The organism is Micromonospora sp. NPDC049529 (genome assembly GCF_055586685.1).
The window spans coordinates 225923-245526 of sequence record NZ_JBVJHT010000008.1 but is presented as its reverse complement, the minus strand read 5'-3'; the positions used below and the strand labels follow the sequence as shown (position 1 = coordinate 245526).

General features: G+C 70.9%; 10 protein-coding genes and 1 pseudogene. 10 read left to right on the top strand and 1 reads right to left on the bottom strand.

The features are described from left to right. Positions 1 to 613 (top strand): TolB-like translocation protein (locus ACZ6QQ_RS16215; RefSeq protein WP_465877052.1); only part of this gene is annotated, 613 nt, incomplete at its 5' end. Between the two features lie 154 nt (positions 614 to 767). Here ACZ6QQ_RS16215 and ACZ6QQ_RS16210 read toward each other — a convergent pair. Then, a complete protein-coding gene (locus tag ACZ6QQ_RS16210; RefSeq protein WP_465877051.1) occupies positions 768 to 1373 on the bottom strand; it encodes a hypothetical protein in 606 nt (201 codons plus the stop codon). 19 nt (positions 1374 to 1392) lie between these two features. Between ACZ6QQ_RS16210 and ACZ6QQ_RS16205 the strand changes: the two are divergent. The 9 genes and pseudogenes from ACZ6QQ_RS16205 to ACZ6QQ_RS16165 form a co-directional block, all read left to right on the top strand. Continuing rightward, positions 1393 to 1641: pseudogene (locus tag ACZ6QQ_RS16205) on the top strand (IS630 family transposase); the annotation flags it as partial. 572 nt (positions 1642 to 2213) lie between these two features. After that, positions 2214 to 2978, top strand: a complete 765-nt coding sequence (locus ACZ6QQ_RS16200; RefSeq protein ID WP_465877049.1) for a GntR family transcriptional regulator — start codon at positions 2214 to 2216, stop codon at positions 2976 to 2978. A 40-nt stretch (positions 2979 to 3018) separates the two neighbouring features. Next, positions 3019 to 3741, top strand: coding sequence for a deoxyribose-phosphate aldolase (gene deoC, locus ACZ6QQ_RS16195; protein ID WP_465877047.1), 723 nt, complete (start codon positions 3019 to 3021; stop codon positions 3739 to 3741). A 231-nt stretch (positions 3742 to 3972) separates the two neighbouring features. Continuing rightward, a complete protein-coding gene (locus tag ACZ6QQ_RS16190) occupies positions 3973 to 5097 on the top strand; it encodes a zinc-dependent alcohol dehydrogenase (protein WP_465877045.1) in 1125 nt (374 codons plus the stop codon). Further along, positions 5094 to 6305 carry an MFS transporter gene (locus ACZ6QQ_RS16185; RefSeq protein WP_465877043.1) on the top strand — a complete coding sequence of 404 codons (1212 nt, stop codon included), beginning with the start codon at positions 5094 to 5096 and terminating at the stop codon, positions 6303 to 6305. The genes ACZ6QQ_RS16190 and ACZ6QQ_RS16185 overlap by 4 nt, the downstream gene beginning before the upstream one ends. Further along, positions 6302 to 7597: an MGH1-like glycoside hydrolase domain-containing protein gene (locus tag ACZ6QQ_RS16180; protein ID WP_465877041.1), complete on the top strand. Its 1296-nt coding sequence runs from the start codon at positions 6302 to 6304 to the stop codon at positions 7595 to 7597. The genes ACZ6QQ_RS16185 and ACZ6QQ_RS16180 overlap by 4 nt, the downstream gene beginning before the upstream one ends. Further along, complete coding sequence (locus tag ACZ6QQ_RS16175) at positions 7594 to 8604, top strand: Gfo/Idh/MocA family protein (RefSeq protein WP_465877039.1); 1011 nt, start codon at positions 7594 to 7596, stop codon at positions 8602 to 8604. The genes ACZ6QQ_RS16180 and ACZ6QQ_RS16175 overlap by 4 nt, the downstream gene beginning before the upstream one ends. 795 nt (positions 8605 to 9399) lie before the next feature. Next, positions 9400 to 19158: a LamG-like jellyroll fold domain-containing protein gene (locus ACZ6QQ_RS16170; protein WP_465877037.1), complete on the top strand. Its 9759-nt coding sequence runs from the start codon at positions 9400 to 9402 to the stop codon at positions 19156 to 19158. Continuing rightward, a complete protein-coding gene (locus ACZ6QQ_RS16165) occupies positions 19148 to 19591 on the top strand; it encodes a hypothetical protein (RefSeq protein WP_465877035.1) in 444 nt (147 codons plus the stop codon). Before ACZ6QQ_RS16170 ends, ACZ6QQ_RS16165 begins: the two co-directional genes overlap by 11 nt. Positions 19592 to 19604: the final 13 nt, after the last annotated feature.

The following is a 19604-nucleotide window of genomic DNA, read 5'->3' as shown; positions in this document are numbered from 1 at the left end:
CCTGTACGAGTACTACGGCAGTCCGACCGGCTGGCAGAAGGCGCAGGTCGCGAACAGCACCGCCACCCTACTCTCGGCCACCTGGAGCCCAGCAGGAAAGCGGTACATCTACACCGTCGAGGGCGGTGTCCTGTACGAGTACTACGGCAGTCCGACCGGCTGGCAGAAGGCGCAGGTCGCGAACAGCACCGCCACCCTACTCTCGGCCACCTGGAGCCCAGCAGGCGCCAGGTACCTCTACACCGTTGAGAACAACGGACTCTGCGAGTACTACGGGAGCCCCAACGGTTGGCAGCGGGTAAGTTTCGCGAGCAGCGCCGCGAGCCTGCTCTCGGCGACCTGGAGCCCGGCCGGGAAGCGATACATCTACACGATGGAGAGCGGGATTCTCTACGAATACTACGGCAGCCCTACGGGCTGGCAGAAGGTCGAGGTCGGGAACCATTCCGCGTCCTCGCTCTCCGCGACCTGGAGTCCGTCGGCACAGCGGTACCTCTACACCATTGAGGGCACCGAGTTGTACGAGACCTACGGCTCGACGAGCGGATGGCGACGAGCCCGGGTTGCCGTGACCACCGCCTCGATGGTTTCCGCCACCTGGGGCAACGCGTAACGTTGCCGCCCGGCCACTGACAGCGGCGTATCCGGTGGTGGAGCCCTGCCGCTCCGCCACCGGTGCCGTTGCTGCTGCCTGCTCGCAACCAGTGAATCATGGCCGGGCCGGGCCGGGGCGCTCCACGAGGGCGCCTAGCGGTAGTTTGTCGCCCTTATGGTGGTAGATAGAGGTTGATGGCGTGGCCTTGTTCGAGGGCGTTGAGGAATTGCTGGAGTTCAGCGGGCGGGGGTGTGTCGGTCCAGGCTTGCCACCAGCGTTGCAGGAGGAGCCATGGGGTGAGCCAGTCGCGAACGGCGCGTAGCGCCTTGGGCCAGCTGGGGTGTTCAGCCGGCGGGTCGGCTGGCGAGCCCCTCTCTCCGGAGTCGTCGCTTGACGGTTCCGGAGAAAGGGCGGACTTTCTGTCGTTTGTGGTCGGTGGGTCGACCCAGGTGTTCCAGAAGAACGAGAACGCTCGGTGGACCAGGGTTTGGTGGCGTCGGATCGCGGTGGCGGAGCGGACTTGGAAGTCGGCCCGGCCGAGTTCGTCTTTGACCTGTTTGTAGCTTTGCTCGATCCAGTGCCGGATGCCGTAGAGCCGCACGACTTCTGTCAGGTCGGCCGGCTCGTGCGACGCGTCGGGGGTGTCGCGCGGTCCGCCGGGGCGGGCCAGGTTGGTGGCCAAGTACCAGGTGGCCTTGTCGGGAAGTGTCTGCGGGTCGGGGGTGGCGTGCAGCGGGTAGGAGACCCGCTCGTCGGCCCAGACCGTGGTCACGGTCACGATGCCGTTGTCGGTCTTGCCGGTGTTACCGATGCAGCCCGGTGTGCCGGAACGCCGTAGTCACGACTACCTACGGGCGGGTGTGACGAGCTTGTTCGCGGCGTTGGACCTGGCCACCGGGACGGTGATCGGGTCGGTGCACCGCCGGCACCGGCGGCAGGAGTCCCTGAAGTTCCTGCGGAAGATCGACGGGGCGGTGCCCGGTGATCTGGACGTCCATCTGGTGCTGGACAACTACGCCACACACAAGACCCCGGCGATGACGCGGTGACTGCTCCGCAACCCCCGGTTCCACCTGCACTTCACCCCAGGACCCCGCCACTCGGGCGAAACGACGTCCCGCACCAGGTGGCCCGATGCTCCCAACCGCGCAGGCTGCGCCCGGTCGTGACAGACGCGGTGCGATGCTGACAGATCGCTGTTGGGCGTTTCCACCACGGGATGCGCTTGGTGGAGTTGGCCGATTGCCTGAAACCCAACCGGCGACAGGGAGCCGGTTGTTGGGCCAGGTCAGGGCTGCTGTCGGCTACGGTGGCGGACCGGTCGTCCCTGGAACGGTTGCGTACCTCCGGTGGCCCGCCTCACGACCTGCTGGTCCTGCTCGACGCGCAGGACGGAGGTCGACGTGCCACCGCGACAACGTCGCCCGACCACGGACAGCACGCTGGGTCCGGGGACCACCGTCAGCAGAAACGACATGACCGCGAACCCGAGTAGTCGATCACTGGACACCATGAGGCGCATGTAAACACGCCGCCCGCTCGCGCCCGTACCGATTTCGAGGCATCGCCCAGGCCAAGGCCAGTTGACTAGACAGCTAGACGGCGTACAGTACGGAGCGTGTCGGAGAGATCGCTGCGCGATACCCAGTTCGCGCCCAGGTACTACCAGATCGAGCAGGAGCTCAAGTCGCGGATCCGGACAATGCAGCCACACGAGTCGTTACCATCCGAGGCCACTCTCTCGGAGCAGTTCGGGGTGAGTCGGATGACCGCCCGGGCCGCCGTCCAGCGGCTGGTCGCCGACGGCCTGGTCTACCGCCAGGCGGGTCGGGGCACGTTCGTGTCACCGCCGGTGACCCAGCGCCGGGCCGACACCCTGGTGCGGTTCAGCAGCGAGATGCGTCGGCAGGGCCGGGTCCCCTCGTCGCGGGTCATCTCGGCCCGAATGCGGCCGGCGGTGCCCGAGGAGGTCGGTCGGTTGCGACTGTCGACCGGAGCCGAGGTGGTGGCCATCCAGCGGGTACGGCTGGCCGACGCGGTGCCGGTCGCCCTGGAGGAGGCGGCCTTCCCGTCCGACGTACGCGAACTGCTCGACGTCGACCTGGCCCGGCGGTCGTTGCACGAGACGTTGATCCGGCTCGGTCGAGTGCCGATGCTGGGCTACGCCACGGTGGAGGCGCACGCCGCCGGTGAGGACGACTGCCGACTGCTCGACGTGGCCCCCGGAACCGCCCTGCTGGTGGAGAAGCGCCTGGTGCTCGACCAGGACGACAATCCACTGGAACTGACCCAGTCCCGTTACGTCGGAGCGCGGTATTCCCTCCAGGTCGCGTTCTCGGTGGACCACGACAACTCGCACGCATCCCCGGAGCCGAAGGCATAGTCGATCGCCAACCCGTAAGCCGCAGCGAAAGGTGACCACCGTGAGTTCAGCACTGACGCCCGTGAACGTTTCCGTCGAGCGGGTCGCGAAAATGATCGACCATTCGCTGCTGCGACCGGAACTCACCATCGGGGAAGTCGGTGACGGCTGCGAACTGGCCCTGCGACGCGATGTCGCGTCGGTGTGCGTCAAACCGGCCGACGTGCCATTCGCGGCCGGCGTACTGGCCGGTACGGACGTCGCTGTCGGTACGGTCGTCGGATTCCCGCACGGCAGCAGCACCAGCCGGATCAAGGCGGCCGAAACCGCCGCCGCGCTCAACGACGGGGCGCGCGAGATCGATATGGTGATCAATATCGGCTGGCTCCGGCAGGGCCGGGACGACGACGTCCTCGCCGACATCGGGGCGGTCGTCCGGGAGGCCGACGGCGTGGCCCTGGTCAAGGTCATCCTGGAGAACGCCTACCTGGACACGGACGAGAAGATTCGGGGCTGCCGGATCGCCGAACAGGCGGGGGCGAACTACGTCAAGACCTCCACCGGGTTCGCCCCGGGCGGGGCGACCCTGGACGACCTGCGCCTGATGCGCGCGACCGTACCGCCCCGGATGGGGGTGAAGGCGGCCGGCGGGGTCCGCACCCTGGACCTGCTTCTCGAAATGGCTGAGATCGGCGTGACCAGGTTCGGCGCCACGGCCACCGCCAGCATTCTCGACGATCTGCGCACGCGACTGGACGGGCAACCCGAAGAGCACAGAAGGTAATGCACCACCAACCTGATTGATAAGTCCCGGAAACAATTCGGCACACGGTCACATTGTCGAAACCGGCCCCGTGCCGGCGCTTTCGCATGCCCAGAGAAGTGATTCCGAGTGTGACTCAGCGCACAATAAATCCGGCTAGCTGTGCACGGAAATTCAGCCCTACTCTTCGTTCAGGTTAATGAGCACGGATACCGGCTCATTGAAAACGGGGATCCTTTCTGGGGAGGTTCAATGCAGGCGTACGTCATGTATGGGCCGGGCGTTCTGGAGTCGACCGAGCAACCCGATCCCGTTCACGGCGCGGACGAGATCCTGCTCCGTACGGAATCGGTGTCGATCTGCTCGACCGACGTCTCGTACTTCCGGGGACACCTGTTCCCGGAGACCTGGCCGGTCATACCCGGGCACGAGTACGTCGGCGAGGTCGTCGGCATCGGCGCCCGACTCAACGGCGTGGTCGATCTCGGGCAGCGGGTCTGCTACTGGGGACAGACGGACTTCGGCGGCATGGCCGAGTACCGGGTGATCCGACCGATCTTCGGTCACCAGGTCGCCGCCGAGACCGCGTGGTACACCGAGCGGAACTTCTACGACGCCGACCAGGCGGCCGCGGTCATCGTGCCGGACTCGCTGTCCTGGGACGCGGCCACCATCATCGAGCCGCTGACCTCGGTGTTGCGCTCGATCCTGGTCAACCCGCCCCGGCCCGGCGACGTGTGCGTCGTCCTCGGCTGCGGTCCGAGCGCGGTGCTCGCGACGCAGATCCTGACCCGCTACCTGGGCGCCCGGTCGGTGACCGTGGTGGACCGCAACGAGTACCGGTTGAAGATCGCGCTGAACCATGGCGCGTCGCTCGGATTCAACACCTCGACCGAGGCCGGGGCGCTGGAGACGTTCGTCCGCGAGAACCACGACCAGTACGCGGACTACGTGTTCGACGCCCTGCCGCACGTGGCCGTCGACGGCCACGGCAAGGACGTACGCGAACTGGCGATGGGGCTGCTGCGTCCCGGCGGTACCTACGTCGTCTACGGCGCGACCGGCGTACGCCAGCAGATCAACACCTGGCTCATTCTCGCCAAGGGGCTCAACGTCCGGGCCACTCCGTTCGACGTACGCCTGTTCCCGATGGCCCGGTCGGCGCACGTCGCGAACATCGCCGTACGGCTGCTCGAATCCGGACTGGTCGACGCCAACCCGGTGGTGAGCCACCGGATCTCCTTCTACGACCCGACGGCCGTGCTCGGGGCATTCGAGAGCTACGGACAGGGCGACTCCATGAAGGCGTGCCTACGGCTGGCGCCGGTCGCCCACGCCACGGCCGGCGCCGACGTACTCCTCGGAGGCCTGCGATGACGCTCGACGCACCGTACACCCGCGACCGGGTCACCTGGCTGGCGTTCGCCGTCCTCGCCGTCTACGCCTACGTCCTGTACGCACTCGGGCCGATGCTGACCCTGCTGCGGCGGGACCTGGACCTCCCGTACGCGATGATCGGCGTGCACTCGACGGTGTTCGCCGCGGGCGTGCTCGTACCCGGTCTGTTCTTTTCCAGGTTGGTCGCCGCGTTCGGTCGGCGGCGACTGCTCTGGGCGGCCGCGACCGCCGTCGCCGTCGGCTCGATCGTCCTGGCGGTGGGCCGTACGCCCGCCGTCACCCTGCCGGCCACGGCGGTGCTGGGGGTCGGCGGCGTCTTCCTCCAGATCATGGCGTTGGCCCTGCTCGCGGACCGGCACGGCCAGCGGCGGGACCGGTCGATCGTGGAAGCCAACGCCGGTGCCAGCGCGGCGGCCGTGCTCGCCCCACTGCTCGTCGGCGCGCTCGACGCGACCGTGGCGATCTGGCAGGTCAGTCTCGCCCTGCCGGTCGTGGCACTGCTGCTGCTGCGGATCGGCTATCGCGGGGAGCCCCTGGTCGTCGGCACGGACGCCGGCACGCCGCGCCGTACGGCCGGGGCGAAACCACCGCTGCCCGGCACCTTCTGGCTGATGTGCGCCGTGTGTGGTCTGGTGGTCGGGGCCGAGTTCTGCGTCGTCTTCTTCGGCGCCTCCCTATTCCGCCAGGTCACCGGCATCGGCACCGGCACCGCCGCGGCGATCATGACGGTGTTCGCGGTGGGGGAACTCGTCGGCCGGCTCGCCGGCAGCCGGCTCACCTCCCGCCCCGGCCGGACCCGGCGGCTACTGCTGGCGACACTCGGGATGAGCGCCGTCGCGTTCGTCGCGCTCTGGGTGTCGCAGAGCCTCGTCCCGATGGTCGTGGCGCTGCTGTTCCTCGGCCTCGGCATGGCCAACCTGTTTCCCCTGGCGCTGTCGCTGGCCGTGGCGACCGCACCGGACCGCAGCGATGACGCGACCGCGCGTACGCAACTCGTCGTCGGCGTGGGCATCATGCTCGCCCCCCTGCTGCTCGGTACACTCGCCGACCGGCTGGGGGTCGCCCCGGCGTTCGGCGTCAACCTGGTCCTGCTGGCCGCGGCGACCGTACTGCTGCTCGTCCGCAACCGGCAGCCCGCCGGTACCGGCGCTGCGCAGGGCACCGAGCAGCAGTTGGCCAGCCGATGACCGGCGACACGACCCGGGTCACCACCACCGACGCCGCGATCACCGCCGCCACCGACGTCCTGCGCGGCAACCTCCGTACCGGCTACTCCACCGGGGCCGGCCACGAATTCCGGTTCACCTGCCCGTCCCCGGACACGTACCCGTTCCAGTGGGCGTGGGACAGCGCCTTCCACGCGATCGCGCTGTCCCACGTCGACCCGGGCCGGGCGCAGGCCGAGATCGGGTCGCTGCTCACCGCCGTGACACCGGAGGGGTTCCTGCCGCACATGCTGCTGTGGCAGGACCACCTGCGCCCACGCGCCGTCGAGGACTTCCGCATCCGGGTGACGGGCTGGACCTCGGCCACCATCGCACCGCCGGTGCTCGCCCGCAGCGTGGAGCGGGTGTTCCTGGCCACCGACGACCGGGACTGGCTGGGCGGCGTCCTGCCCCGCACGGTGGCGTTCTACGAATGGCTGCGCACCCACCGGACCAACCCGCGGACCGGCCTGCTGACCACGTACCAGCCGGACGAGTCCGGTCTCGACTCAAGCCCGAAGTACGACGAGGCGATCGGCCTGGACGTCACCACGGGGAACGTGTCCCCGCACTGGCACGAGGCGATGCGCAAGCTGCTCGAATCGTACGCGACGGCGACCGGTGCCGCCGAACTCCTGGCCGCCCGCCGGTTCGTCTGGCACGACGTGCTGTTCAACAGCATCTACGCCGACGGGCTCCGGGCGGTTGCCCGGCTGTGCCGACTGTCCGCGAGCGGGCAGCGGGTCGCCGACGTGTTCGAGAACCGCGCGCAGGGTGTCACCGCCGCCCTGCTCCGCCACTGCTGGGACGAGGAACGGGGTGTGTTCTGGGATCTCGACCTGGTTCGCGGCACGCCCGCCCGGTGCCTCACCGCCAGCAGTCTGTTCCCCCTGCTCCTTGAGGACCTTCCCGCCCCGACGACCCGACGCCTGGTCGAGGAACACCTGCTCAACGAAAGGGAGTTCTGGACCGCGTTCCCCGTACCGAGCGTGGCGGCGAACGAGCCGACGTTCGACCCGGACTTTCATACCGGAGCCATCTTCCGGGGTTCGAGCTGGGTCAACCTCAACTGGTACCTGCACGCGGGACTGCGCACCCACGGCTACGCCGAAGTCGCCGACGTACTCGCCCACCGCACCCTGGAGATGACCGCCCGGTCGGGGATGCGGGAGTGCTACGGCCCGTTCGACGGGGCCGGACACGCGGCCCGGGAGTTCGGCTGGAGCAGCCTCGTCATCGACCTCGCCGCCGACACGAAAGGAAACCGACAGTGACTGTCCGTTGGGGATTCCTCGGCGCCGGATCGATAGCCCGGTCCAGCGTCGGACCAGCGGTCCGGGCGGCGGCCGGCAACACCCTGCACGCCGTCGCCGCCAGGGACGAGCGACGAGCCGCCGCCCTGCGACCGACCCGGATCCACCACCGCTACGAACAGCTCCTGGCGGACCCCGACATCGACGCCGTCTACGTCTGCCTGCACAACCGGGCACACCTGGACTGGGTCCGCGCGGCGCTCCGGCACGGCAAACACGTTCTGTGCGAGAAGCCGCTCGGGTTGACCGCCGAAGAGGTGGCCGCGATGACCGTCGAGGCGGAAACCGCAGGACGCCTGCTCGTCGAGGCGGCCTGGAACCGGTGGCACCCCCGTACGCGGGCGGTGGAGGCCCTTCTCACCGCCGGTGCCGTCGGCCGGGTCGAACGGGTGACCGCCCGGTTCCACGGCGCGTCCCCGTCCGCCGGCAACTACCGACGCGATGCCGCCATGGGTGGCGGCGCCCTGTGGGACGTCGGCTGTTACGCGGTCGCCGGAGCCCTGTCCGCGCTGTCCTGGCGGCCACCGACCGACGTCACCGCCACGATGACCCTCTGGGACGGCGGCGACGCCGACAGCACGACCCGGGCCCGGCTCGCTTTCGGTGCGACCACCACGGTGGACATCGTCGCGGCCCTGGACGGCCGCGACGAGCAGATCCTGGAGGTACGCGGCGAGGCCGGCGTCCTGCGGCTACCCCATCCGGCGTTCACCGCCGGTGCCGCACCCACGACCCTGTGGATGACGCTGGACGGGACCGCGGCGAGAGTGCTCGACTACCCGGCCACCGATCCGTACCGCCTGATGGTCGAGGCGTTCGGCGCGGCCGTACGGGGAGAGAGCGCCTGGCTCGTACCGCTCGCGGAGTCGTCGGCGGTCGCGGCGACGATCGACGCCATCCGGTCGGCCTGCTCCGCTCCGGGTCACGCACCGGGCGAGGGCCACCTGTCCCCCACCGCCCACACCTGACCCAGCACCGCTTCGGCCTCCGCTCGACGCTTCTGCGGCGCGTCACGGAAGCGTCGAGCCACCGGCCCGTCCGGAATCCGGTGAAGTACTCGGCGACGAGGTCGCGTTGGGCCGTCTCGGTCATGACACTCACCGTTCCGGTGATGGCCCGGCGCTCCCGTGGGTGTGCGGCGAGGGCTTCGAGGATCGCTGCGAGCCCGTCGACCGCCTGGGCCGTCCGTCGCTCCCGGTCGACACCGTCACTGCGCCAGCACCGTCGCTCTCGGTCGGCGTCGCCGTTCGTCGGCGGCAAACCCCGGCGAGACGCCGCTGCCCCGAACCGTGTCGCCGCCCGCGAAATCGGAGCGTGGGAGATCGCATGTTCCGCGCAATCTGGACATGGGGCCGAACGCACCATTTCGGGATCCATTGTCGATGCTCCGAAAAGCCCCCGCTGACGTGGTCGCCCTCGGGCGTGCCGTCAGTGTTCGCTGGCTGTCCGGACATCGACAACCATCGGATCGAGCTATGGCCGACTATCAATGTCTTGGCTAACGTCCCGGGCAGTGTTCCAGGTGTTCGGCGCCGGCGACACGACGGCGCTGATCACGCGGACACCAGACCGTCGAGTTCACCTCGATGCGCGGTACGCCCACACCGGACGGTGCGGACGCACCGGGTGGAGGGAGGCCGGCGGACAGCGGGGAGGCCCTCGTCTCCCCGCAAGGGGGAGCACGGGGGTGCACCATGTCCGGGTATTGGGATGCGCGCGCCCGTCGACGGTTCGGCCGTCGCCGGAGGACCACGCAGAGTCGAATGTCAATGGTGTGGCGCTCCGTCGTGCTCGCGCTCTGCGTGCTGCTCGGCGTGCAGGACGCCCAGCCCGGCACCACCGCCGTCCTCTCCTACCCGGCCCCGCCGGGCGGTAGCGGCGGCGGCAACCACCGGGCGCAGGCAAAGCCGGAGCAGCGCTGGGGCGCGGCGGCCGGGCAGGAGCACCTCGTCGACGGGCCACGGAACCGGACCGTGCCGCAGTCGCTGCGCGCCCGCTATCCGCTGCGCGCCGAGCCGCCCGCCCCCCAGCCGCGACCTAACGCGGCACGGGTGGCCGACGCACCACCGTCACAGGCCCGCGGCTTCGACCCGGCGACCAGCCGCGAGCTTCCGGCCGAACGGACCGCCAACCAGCGCGGGTACCTCAACGCCGATGGCACCAGCACCACCGAGTTCTCCGCCGATCCGCTGCACTACCGCACGGCCGGGGGCGGCTGGGCGCCGATCGACAGCCGGCTGGTCCGCACCGGTCCCGAGTGGCGCAACGCCGCCGACTCGGTGGCGCTGCGGCTGGCCGGGCGGGCCGACGCCGCCGAACTGGTCCGGCTGGCCTTCGACGAGCGCCACGTCCTCGGGTATGGGCTGGCTGGCGCCCGTCCGTCGGCCGCCACGGTGACGGGCGGCACGGCGACCTACCCCGGCGTGCTGGCCGACACCGATCTGGAACTGGTCAGCCAGGCGGGCGGGATCAAGGAGACCCTGGTGCTGCGTTCGGCGGCGGCACCGCGTACCTTCGTCTTCCCGCTCCGGCTGACCGGCCTGACGCCGCGGCTGGTCGACGGACAGGTGGTGCTGGCCGACGGCGCCGGACGGACCCGCGCGGTCATCCCGGCGGGCTTCATGAGCGACGCCGCCGCCACGCCGGCCGTCTCGACCGCGGTCGGCTACCGCCTGGTGACCACGGCGGGTGGGCCTGCCCTTGAGGTACGCGCCGACGACGCCTGGCTGCGCGACCCGGCCCGCCGGTACCCGGTGCGGCTGGACCCGTCGGTGGAACCCGCCGGTGCGGACTCCGCGATGGTGGTGCACGGCAACTCGTCCCGGTCCGGCGGCTCCGAACTGCTCGTCGGCAACCTGGACGGCTCCGCCGCCTCCTACCTGAAGTTCGACGGGCTGGTCGACCGGTTGCGCAACCACACCGTCTACGGGGCGCAGCTCCAGGTGGTCAACTACGACGCAGCCTCCTGCCGGCCGCGTCCGGTGAGCGTGCACGAGGTCACCCAGGCGTGGACCGCCGGCACCGGCCACTCGTACCCGGGCCCGTCGGTCGGCGGCGCGCTGGCCAGTGAGTCGTTCGGCTACGGATACATCGCCGTCGGCCAGTCCCAGTCGAACTGCCCAGCCGCGGCGGCCCTGTTCGACCTCGGCGGTTCCGGCCAACAGCTGGTGCAGGGCTGGGTCGACGGCACCCGGGCCAACAACGGCCTGTCGCTGCGCGCCCCGGTCGGCGACAGCACGTCGTGGAAGCGGTTCGCCGGCACCGCCACCGCAAACCCACCCCGGCTGTACGTCACGCACAGCCCGTACAACGCCTCGTACACGATTCCCAACCCGGTGCCCGAACCGCCGGTGTTACAGAACCAGGACGGCAAGGTCACGGTCACGGTCACCAACCGCAGTGCGGAGGCGTGGACGTCGGCCGGCTACTACCTGGCCTACCGGGCATACAACGCGGAGACCGGTACGGCGGTCACCCAGCAACGCGCGGCGAACCTGCCCGGCACGGTTGCCCGGGGCGCCCGGGTGACCCTGGCGGCGACGATCAAGGCGTTGCCACCTGGTCAGTACTTCCTCGACTTCACGATGGTGAAGACCGGCGGGGTGGTCTTCACCGACGAACAGGTGCCGCCCGGTCGGATCGTCCTACAGGTCTTCGACATCGCCCCGGTCGTCCAGGAGGTCCACCCGCCCAACGGCTATCAGACGCCGACCCTGACCCCGCAACTCTGGGCCCGGGCCGTGGACATCGACGCGCCGCCCGGCTCGACGCTGCGCTTCAAGTTCGAGTACTGCGAGCGGACCGATGCCGGCACCAACGTCAACTGCGCCAACTCCGGCTACCTGACCAGCCAGGCCTGGACGGTGCCGGCCGGCCGACTGCACTGGAGCAGGACCTACGTCTGGCGGGCGTTCGTCGCCGACGCGGGCAACGAGGTGGGGTCGGACTGGTCGACCCTGGTCACCGCCGTACCGCAGCCGGAGATCACCTCGCGCCTGGCCGGTTCCCCGTACGGCAGCCAAGAGCGCGAGTTCGACCCGCAGGTCGGCAACTTCAGCACCGCCGCGCTGGACGCCTCCGTCACTGGTGTGGGCCCGGAGTTGCGGGTGGTGCGGACGTACAACAGCCTCGACCCGCGCCGGAACCTGAGCTTCGGCGCCGGCTGGGTGACCGTGTACGACATGCGGCTGGTGCCCGACGACGACGGCTCCGGCAACGTGGTGATCACCTACCCGGACGGGCAGCAGGTCCGGTTCGGCCGCAACCCGGACGGCAGCTTCGCGGCGCCGCAGGGGCGGGCCGCCTCGCTGGTGCTCTCCGGCACCACTTACACCCTCGCCGACCGGGCCGGCACGAGCTACGAGTTCTCCGGCACCGGCCGGCTGATTCGGATCTCCGACGCCAGCGCCCGGTCCATCGTGCTCAGCCACGACCCGGGCACCGGGCGGCTGGCCAGGGCGCAGGTCTCCAACAGCCAGACCAACACCGCGGGCCGGGCGCTCTGGTTCACCTGGACCGGCGCGCATGTCTCCAGTGTGCGCACCGATCCGGTCAACGGGGCGGCGCTGACCTGGAACTACACCTACGACGGTGACCTGCTGACCCGGGTCTGCGCGCCGGGCGACGTCTGCACCGCCTACCAGTACACGGCCGGCTCGCACTACCGCAGCGCGGTGCTGGACAGCCGCCCCGAGTCGTACTGGCGGCTCGGCGAGGCGCAGGGCACGGCGGCGGCCAGCGAGATCGCGGTCAACCTGGGCAAGGACGCGGCCACCGGCCGGAACCTGACCCTCGGTGCGGCGGGCGCGCTGCCCGGCACCGACAACACCGCGGTCACCTTCAACGGCACGACCTCGGTGCTGGAACTGCCGAAGGGCGCGCTGAAGAAGAACCGGGACGCCGCCGTCGAGGTCTGGTTCAAGGTCTCCGCGGTGCAGACCGGCGGTCCGCTCGTCGGCTACCAGGACGCCGCGCTCGGCAGCGCGTCCAGCACCGGTGTCCCGCTGCTCTACGTCGGGACCGACGGCCGGCTGCGCGGCCAGTTCCGCACCGGCGCGATCGCCCCGATCACCTCGCCGGGCGCGGTCAACGACAACCGCTGGCACCACGTGGTGCTCTCCGCGATGGGCGACACCCAGACGCTCTACCTGGACGGCCGGGCCGTCGGCACGCTCAACGCCGCGATCGACCACACCAACCAGACGTTCAACCAGGTCGGCGCGGCGTACGCCACCGCACCCGCCTCGTGGCCCGGCTGGGGCGGCACCCCCCAGCGGTCGTTCTCCGGCGCCATCGACGAGGTCGCCGTCTACGCGCACCCGTTGGGGCCGGCGGCGGTCACCAGCCACCACCAGCTCGGCACCCAACGAGCCGACCAGCTCAGCAGGGTGGCCCTGCCCAGCGGCAAGGTGGCGGCCGAGGCGACGTACGACGTCACACTGGACCGGATCGCCGGGTACGTCGACCGCAACGGCGGCCACTGGCGAATCGGCGCACCGGCGGTGCACGGCGGCGACACCGACCTGCGCCGCTCGATCCAGGTGCTCGACCCGGGCGGACGGCCCTACCTGTACGAATACGACGCGCTCGCCGGACGGATGCTGCGGTCCGGCTCGCCGCTCGGCATCGGCGTGCGGGAGGAGGACCGGCCCGGCTACCGGTCACCCTCGCCGACCCCGTCAACGAGCCCGACCGAGCTGTGCAACAGTCCGGACCCGGGCGACCCGAGATTCTGCACGGTCATCCCGGGCGGTTCGGGCGGACCGGTCTTCGACGGCCGCACGCTGGAGGGGATGGCGATCCGCTCGTTCTCCTACGACGAGCGCGGCTTCCAAAACGTGATCACGAACGAGAACGGCGACTCGGTCACCCTCGGCTACGACGACCGGGGCAACGTCACCTCCCGCCGGACCTGCCGCACATCGAGCCAGTGCCACACCGCGTACTCCACCTTCCCGGCCGGGGGCAACCCCCTCGACCCGCGCAACGACCTGCCCACCGAGACCCGGGACGGCCGCTCGGCGAACGCCACCGACCTCACCTACCGGACGACGTTCACCTACCACCCCACCGGCGAGTTGCTGACCCAGACCAACCCGGACGGCGCGACGGTGCGGCACACGTACACCGGGGGCACGGACGCGGCGGTCGGCGGCGGCGCCATGCCGCCGGGGCTGGTACGGACCACCACCGACCCGCGCGGGGCGGTCACCCGGTACGACTACCGGTCCAACGGCGACCTGGCCCAGGTCACCGAGCCGTCGGGCCTGGTCACCACGTTCAGCTACGACGCGCTGGGCCGGCGGGTGTCCGAGACGGAGATCTCCGACACCTTCCCGAACGGGGTCACCACCAGCTACACCTACGACGCGCTGTCCCGGCTGACCACCGTCACCAGGCCGGTCACCACCGACGCGGTCAGCGGAGCCGCGCACCAGAGCGTCACCGTCAACGGGTACGACGTCGACGGCAACGTGGTGCGGACCGAGGTGCGCGACGCGCTGACCGACGACCCGGCCCGGGTGACCACCTTCGAGTACGACGACCACAACCGGCTGGCCCGGACGGTCGACGCGGAGGGCGGCGAGACCTCCTACGGCTACGACCGGTACGGCAACCGGACGTCCATGGTGGACGCCAACGGCAACCGGTACGAGTACGCGTTCACCGCGCGCAACGTGATCGCCGAGGTGCGGCTGCGGAACTGGCGCGGCGATCCGGCCGGTGCGCCCGACCCGGCGCCCGGGGACTACCTGGTGCTCAACTCCTACGCGTACGACCACGCCGGGCGGATGGTCCGGCACACCGACGCGATGGGCAACCGGCTGGAGTACACCTACTACCGCGACGACCTGCCCGAGAAGATCATCCTCAGGGGGTTCCGCAATCCCGACGGCAGCACCCGGGACTACGTCGTCGAGGCGAACACGTACGACGGCGCGGGCAACGTGCTCCGGCAGGAGACCGGCGACGGTGAGCTGGTCACCCAGCACGTGGTCAACCGGGCGGGTCGGGTGGAGAGCACCACGCTCGATCCCACCGGGCTCGCCCGGCGCACCAGCTACGCCTACGACCTGGCCGGCAACGTCACCCGGACGAGCTGGTCCGGCCAGGCGGCCAACGTGCCGTGGCCGATGTCCGCCACCGGGCAGACGGTCGAGTACCGCTACGACGCGGCCGGCAACCGGGACCGGGAGACGGTGCTCGGCGGCGACACCAACCTGGTCACCAGCTACACCTTCGACAGGCGCGGCCTGGTCACCTCGACGACCGATCCGCGCGGCAACGCCGCCGGCGCCGACCCGGCCGCGTACACCACCTCGTTCCGCTACGACGAGTTGGAACGGCAGGTGGCCACCGTCGGCCCGGCGGTGGCGGCCGAGAGTGACGGCGCCGCGCCGGTCACCGTCAACCCGACCGAGACCATCGGCTTCAACGCGTTCGGCGAGCAGGTATCCGCGCGGGACGCGCTCGGCAACGTCGGCCAGCAGGGCTACGACCGGGTCGGCCGGGTGGTGACCGAGAGCGAGCCGTCCTACACCCCGATCGGCGGCGTGCCCGCGACGCCGACCACCCGGACCCGGTACGACGCGCTGGGCAACGTGACCGAGGTCGTCGACCCCCGGCAGAACGTGACCCGGTACGCGTACGACCAGTTGAACCGCCTCACCGTCCGGGACGAGCCGGCCGCCACCAACGACGAGCGGGCGCTGTGGCGGTACACGTACACCCGTACCGGTGAGGTGCTGTCGGTGACCGACCCGACCGGCGCCCGGGTGGAGACCACCTACGACGCCCTGGACCGGCCGGTGACGGTGACCCAGGTCGAGCGGCGCCCGGTCGCCGACAACTTCACCACCCGGCACAGCTACGACGACACCGGCAACCTGACCGAGTCCGTCTCGCCCGGCGGGGCGCGGACCAGCATGGTCTACAACCGGGCGGGTGAGCTGCTCCGCAGCACCACCCCGGCGGGCGTGGCCACCCAGTACGGCTACGACCTGCACGGCCGGCAGGTCCGGATGACCGACGGCCTCGGCCGCACCTCCCGGATCGACTTCGACGTGCTGGGCCGGGTGGCCACCGATGCGGACCTGTCGGCACAGGGGGCCAGCCTGCGGACGCAGACCTACCGCTACGACCCGGCCGGTAACCTGGTCTCCTCCACGGACGCCCAGCAGCGGGTGACCAGCTACGCCTACGACGCGCGCAACCTGCTGGTCCGGCAGGTCGAGCCGGTGGCGGCCGGCAGGGAGATCACCACCACCTTCGGGTACGACGCCGCCGGCAACCGCACCCGCTACACCGACGGGCGGGGCAACGCGACGGTCTACACGGTGAACAGCCTCGGCCTGCCGGCGACGGTGGTCGAACCGGCGACCGCGGCGCACCCGGCCGCCACCGACCGGACCTGGAGCATGTCCTACGACCTGACCGGAAACCCGGAGCAGTTGCGGGCGCCCGGCGGTGTCACCCGGCTGCGCGGCTACGACGCGGCCGGGCGGCTGAGCCGGGAGACCGGCTCCGGGGCCGGGCAGCCCGACCGGCGCCTCGGCTACGACCTGGCCGGCCGGGTGGTCGCGGTCGGCGCACCCGGCGGCACCGACAGCTACGCCTACAACGACCGGGGTGACCTGCTCACCGCCGCCGGCCCGGCCGGCTCCGCCAGCTTCGGCTACGACCGGGACGGCCAGCTCACCACCCGGACGGACCCGGCCGGCACGGCGGACTACACCTACCGGGACGCCCGGTTGGCGACGGTGACCGACGCCGTCACCCGGACCACCCAGACCATCGGGTACGACGCCGCCGGCCAGGTCAAGACGGTGGACTACGGCGCCGGCCGGGTACGCGGCTACGGCTACGACGACTTCGGCCGGGTCGCCTCGGACACGCTGCGCAACAACGCCGGCGCCGTGGTCTCCTCGATCGGCTACGAATACGACCTCGACGACCGGATGGTCCGCAAGACCACCACCGGGACCGCCGGCGCCGCCGACAACCGGTACGACTACGACTGGGCGGGCCGGCTCACCGCGTGGACCGCCGGGGACCGGAGCACCGGGTACGGCTGGGACGACTCCGGCAACCGGATCCGGGCCGGCGCCAAGACGGCCAGCTTCGACGCCCGGAACCGCCTGCTGACCGACGGAGACCACAGCTACACCTACACGGCGCGCGGCACGCTCGCCGGCAAGACGAGTTCGGGGCACACCGAGACGTACTCGTTCGACGCGTTCGACCGGCTGGTGGAGGGCGACGGGCAGCGGTACGCGTACGACAGCCTGGACCGGGTCACCGAGCGTAACGGCACCGGATTCCGCTATGCCGGGCTCAGCGACGAGGTGGTCGGCGACGGCACCGAGAGCTACGGGCGCGGTCCCGGCGACGAACTGCTCGCGGTCGGCGAGGGGGACCGCGAACGGATCGCCCTCGCCGACGAGCACGGGGACGTGGTCGCCAGCTTCGACCCGGCCGACCAGGCGTTGCCCAGGCTCGGCGACTCCACCGCCTACGACCCGTTCGGGCAGCGGATCGCGACCAGCGGCGAGGAGACCAACCTCGGCTTCCAGGGCGACTGGACCGACCCGGCGACCGACCAGGTCAACATGGGGGCCCGCTGGTACGACCCGGCGACCGGCACGTTCGACTCCCGCGATTCGGTGACCTACGCCGCCGGGGCGTCGATCCTGGCCAACCGGTACGTCTACGGGGCCGGCGACCCGATGGTTCACACCGACCCGGACGGCCACTGGCCATCGTGCGGCTGGTGCAAGCGGGCAGTCAAGGCGGTGGCCGGTGCGGTGTCCGGCGCCGCTCGCGCCACCGTCTCGGCCGCTCGCAATGTCTGGAACCACACCGTCTCGGCGGCCCGCAGCGCGTGGAACTACACCGTCTCGGCGGTGAAGTACGTCGCCAGCAAGGTCAGCTCCGCCGTCAGGTGGCTCTACGACAAGGCGAAGAGCGCGGCGCAGTGGGTGGCCGACAAGGTCGTCTCGGCCGCCCGCTGGGTGGCGGGCAAGGCGTCCGCGGCGGTGTCCTGGGCCCGGGAGCGTGCGGCCGAGGTGAAACGCGCGGCGGTCGCCGCAGCGCACCGGGTCACCAACGCCGCCAAGGCGGCCGTCCAGTTCGTGGTGAAGCACAACCCGCTGCCGGCGATCGCGGCGGCCCTCAAGCCGATCTACTCCGGCCTGAAGTCGGTCGTCTCCACGGTGGCCAGCCTGCCCGCCAAGGTCATCGCCACCGTCCGCAACGTGGTGCACGACGTCGCCAAGGCCGTGCAGGTGGTCTACCAGAAGGCGGTCGACGCGGTTGGTGTGGTGGTGCAGGCCGTCTCCACCGCCGCCTCGGCGGTTTCCGAGTTCGTCGCGACGCACGCGGCGACCATCGCCGGGATCGCCGCCGGCGCGGTGGTCGGGATCGGCTGCGGGGTGGCCATCGGCTGGACCGGGGTGGGCGCCGTCGCCTGCGGCGCGCTGGCCGGCGCGGTCAGCTCGGTCACCCAGGACCTGGTCGAGGGCGGGCACAGCTGGCAGGAGATGGCCGGGAACGCGCTCTTCGGCGGGGTGGTCGGCGGCCTGACCGGCGGGCTCGGCTCGGTCGCCGGCGCGGCGCTCGGCTCCGGGGTCCGGGCGCTCTCCGGCGGCGTCCGATCGGCGGCCCAGTCCGCCAGCTCGGCGGCCCGCAGCGAGGTCGCCAACATCGCCAGCGGTCGGGTCGGCGGGCTGGCCAGCCGGGTCGGTTGCGGCAACAGCTTCGCGCCGGGCACCGCCGTGCTGATGGCGGACGGCTCCGCCCGGCCGATCGAGCAGGTCCGGATCGGCGACGCGGTGCTCGCCGCCGACCCGACCACCGGACGTACCGAGCCGCGCCGGGTCACCGACCGGATCTCCGGCGAGGGCGAGAAGCGGATGGTCGAGGTGACCGTCGACGTCGACGGTGCGCTCGGCGAGCGTACCGGCACGCTGGTGGCGACCGACGGGCACCCGTTCTGGGTCGCGGACCTCGACCGCTGGGTCACCGCGGCCGAGTTGACCGCAGGCGCGCTGCTGCGTACCGCGGCCGGCACGTCCGTCCAGATCACCGCGATCACCAAACGGACCGCGCCGGACCAGCGCGCCTACAACCTGACCGTCGACGGCCTGCACACGTACCACGTGGTGACCGCCGGCACCTCGGTTCTGGTGCACAACTGCAAGCCGCTGGTGATCGGGGAGAACATGGATCGGGTCAGGGCGTACGCGCAGGCGAACGGCGCCCGCCCGTACCGGCCCTGGAATCTCGACCTCAGCCGGCAGAAGCCGCTCGGCCTGGCGCGTAACGAACGGATGATCCGGGACACCATGCGGGCCGGGCGTGAGATCATCGACATCGGCCCGGACTTCGCGGCGCGTGCGGGGGGAAAGGCTCCGAGCGACTTCTACGGGATGGAACGGCGCGTCACCCAGGGCTACACGAACTACCGCCGGGTCTTCGAACGGACCGGCAGGAACTCTGGTGGGGTGCCCGGCCTTGACTTCTGACCGCCAGCCCACGCGTGGCGACGTCATCGCCCACGCGCGAGCGGAATTCGGTTTCGTCGAACGGGCGGCGGGGCGTGCGCCCGACGTCCAGGACCTCTCGACCGACACCATCGTCGCCTACGTCGTCGGCCCGCTCACGTACGAGATCCAGCTGGACTGGCGGGAGAGTTATGTGGCACTGCTGGTGTGCCGCACCGTCGACGGACGCCGGCCCCCCGGCTACTACGTGCACGAGGGGCGGCGGGTGCGGATGCACCTGGTCGAGGCGCTCCGGGCCGGCGACGAGATGGACCGGCGTGCCGGGGCGCGGCTGCGGGCCGAGCGTCCCGCTCCGGGTACGGCGGAGATGATCAAACGCTTGTCGAGCTTCGCCGCCGCACTTCGCGAGTCCTTCGGGAAGCTGCCGTCCTATTCGGAGCGGCTGTTTCCCTGAACCATGAATACGG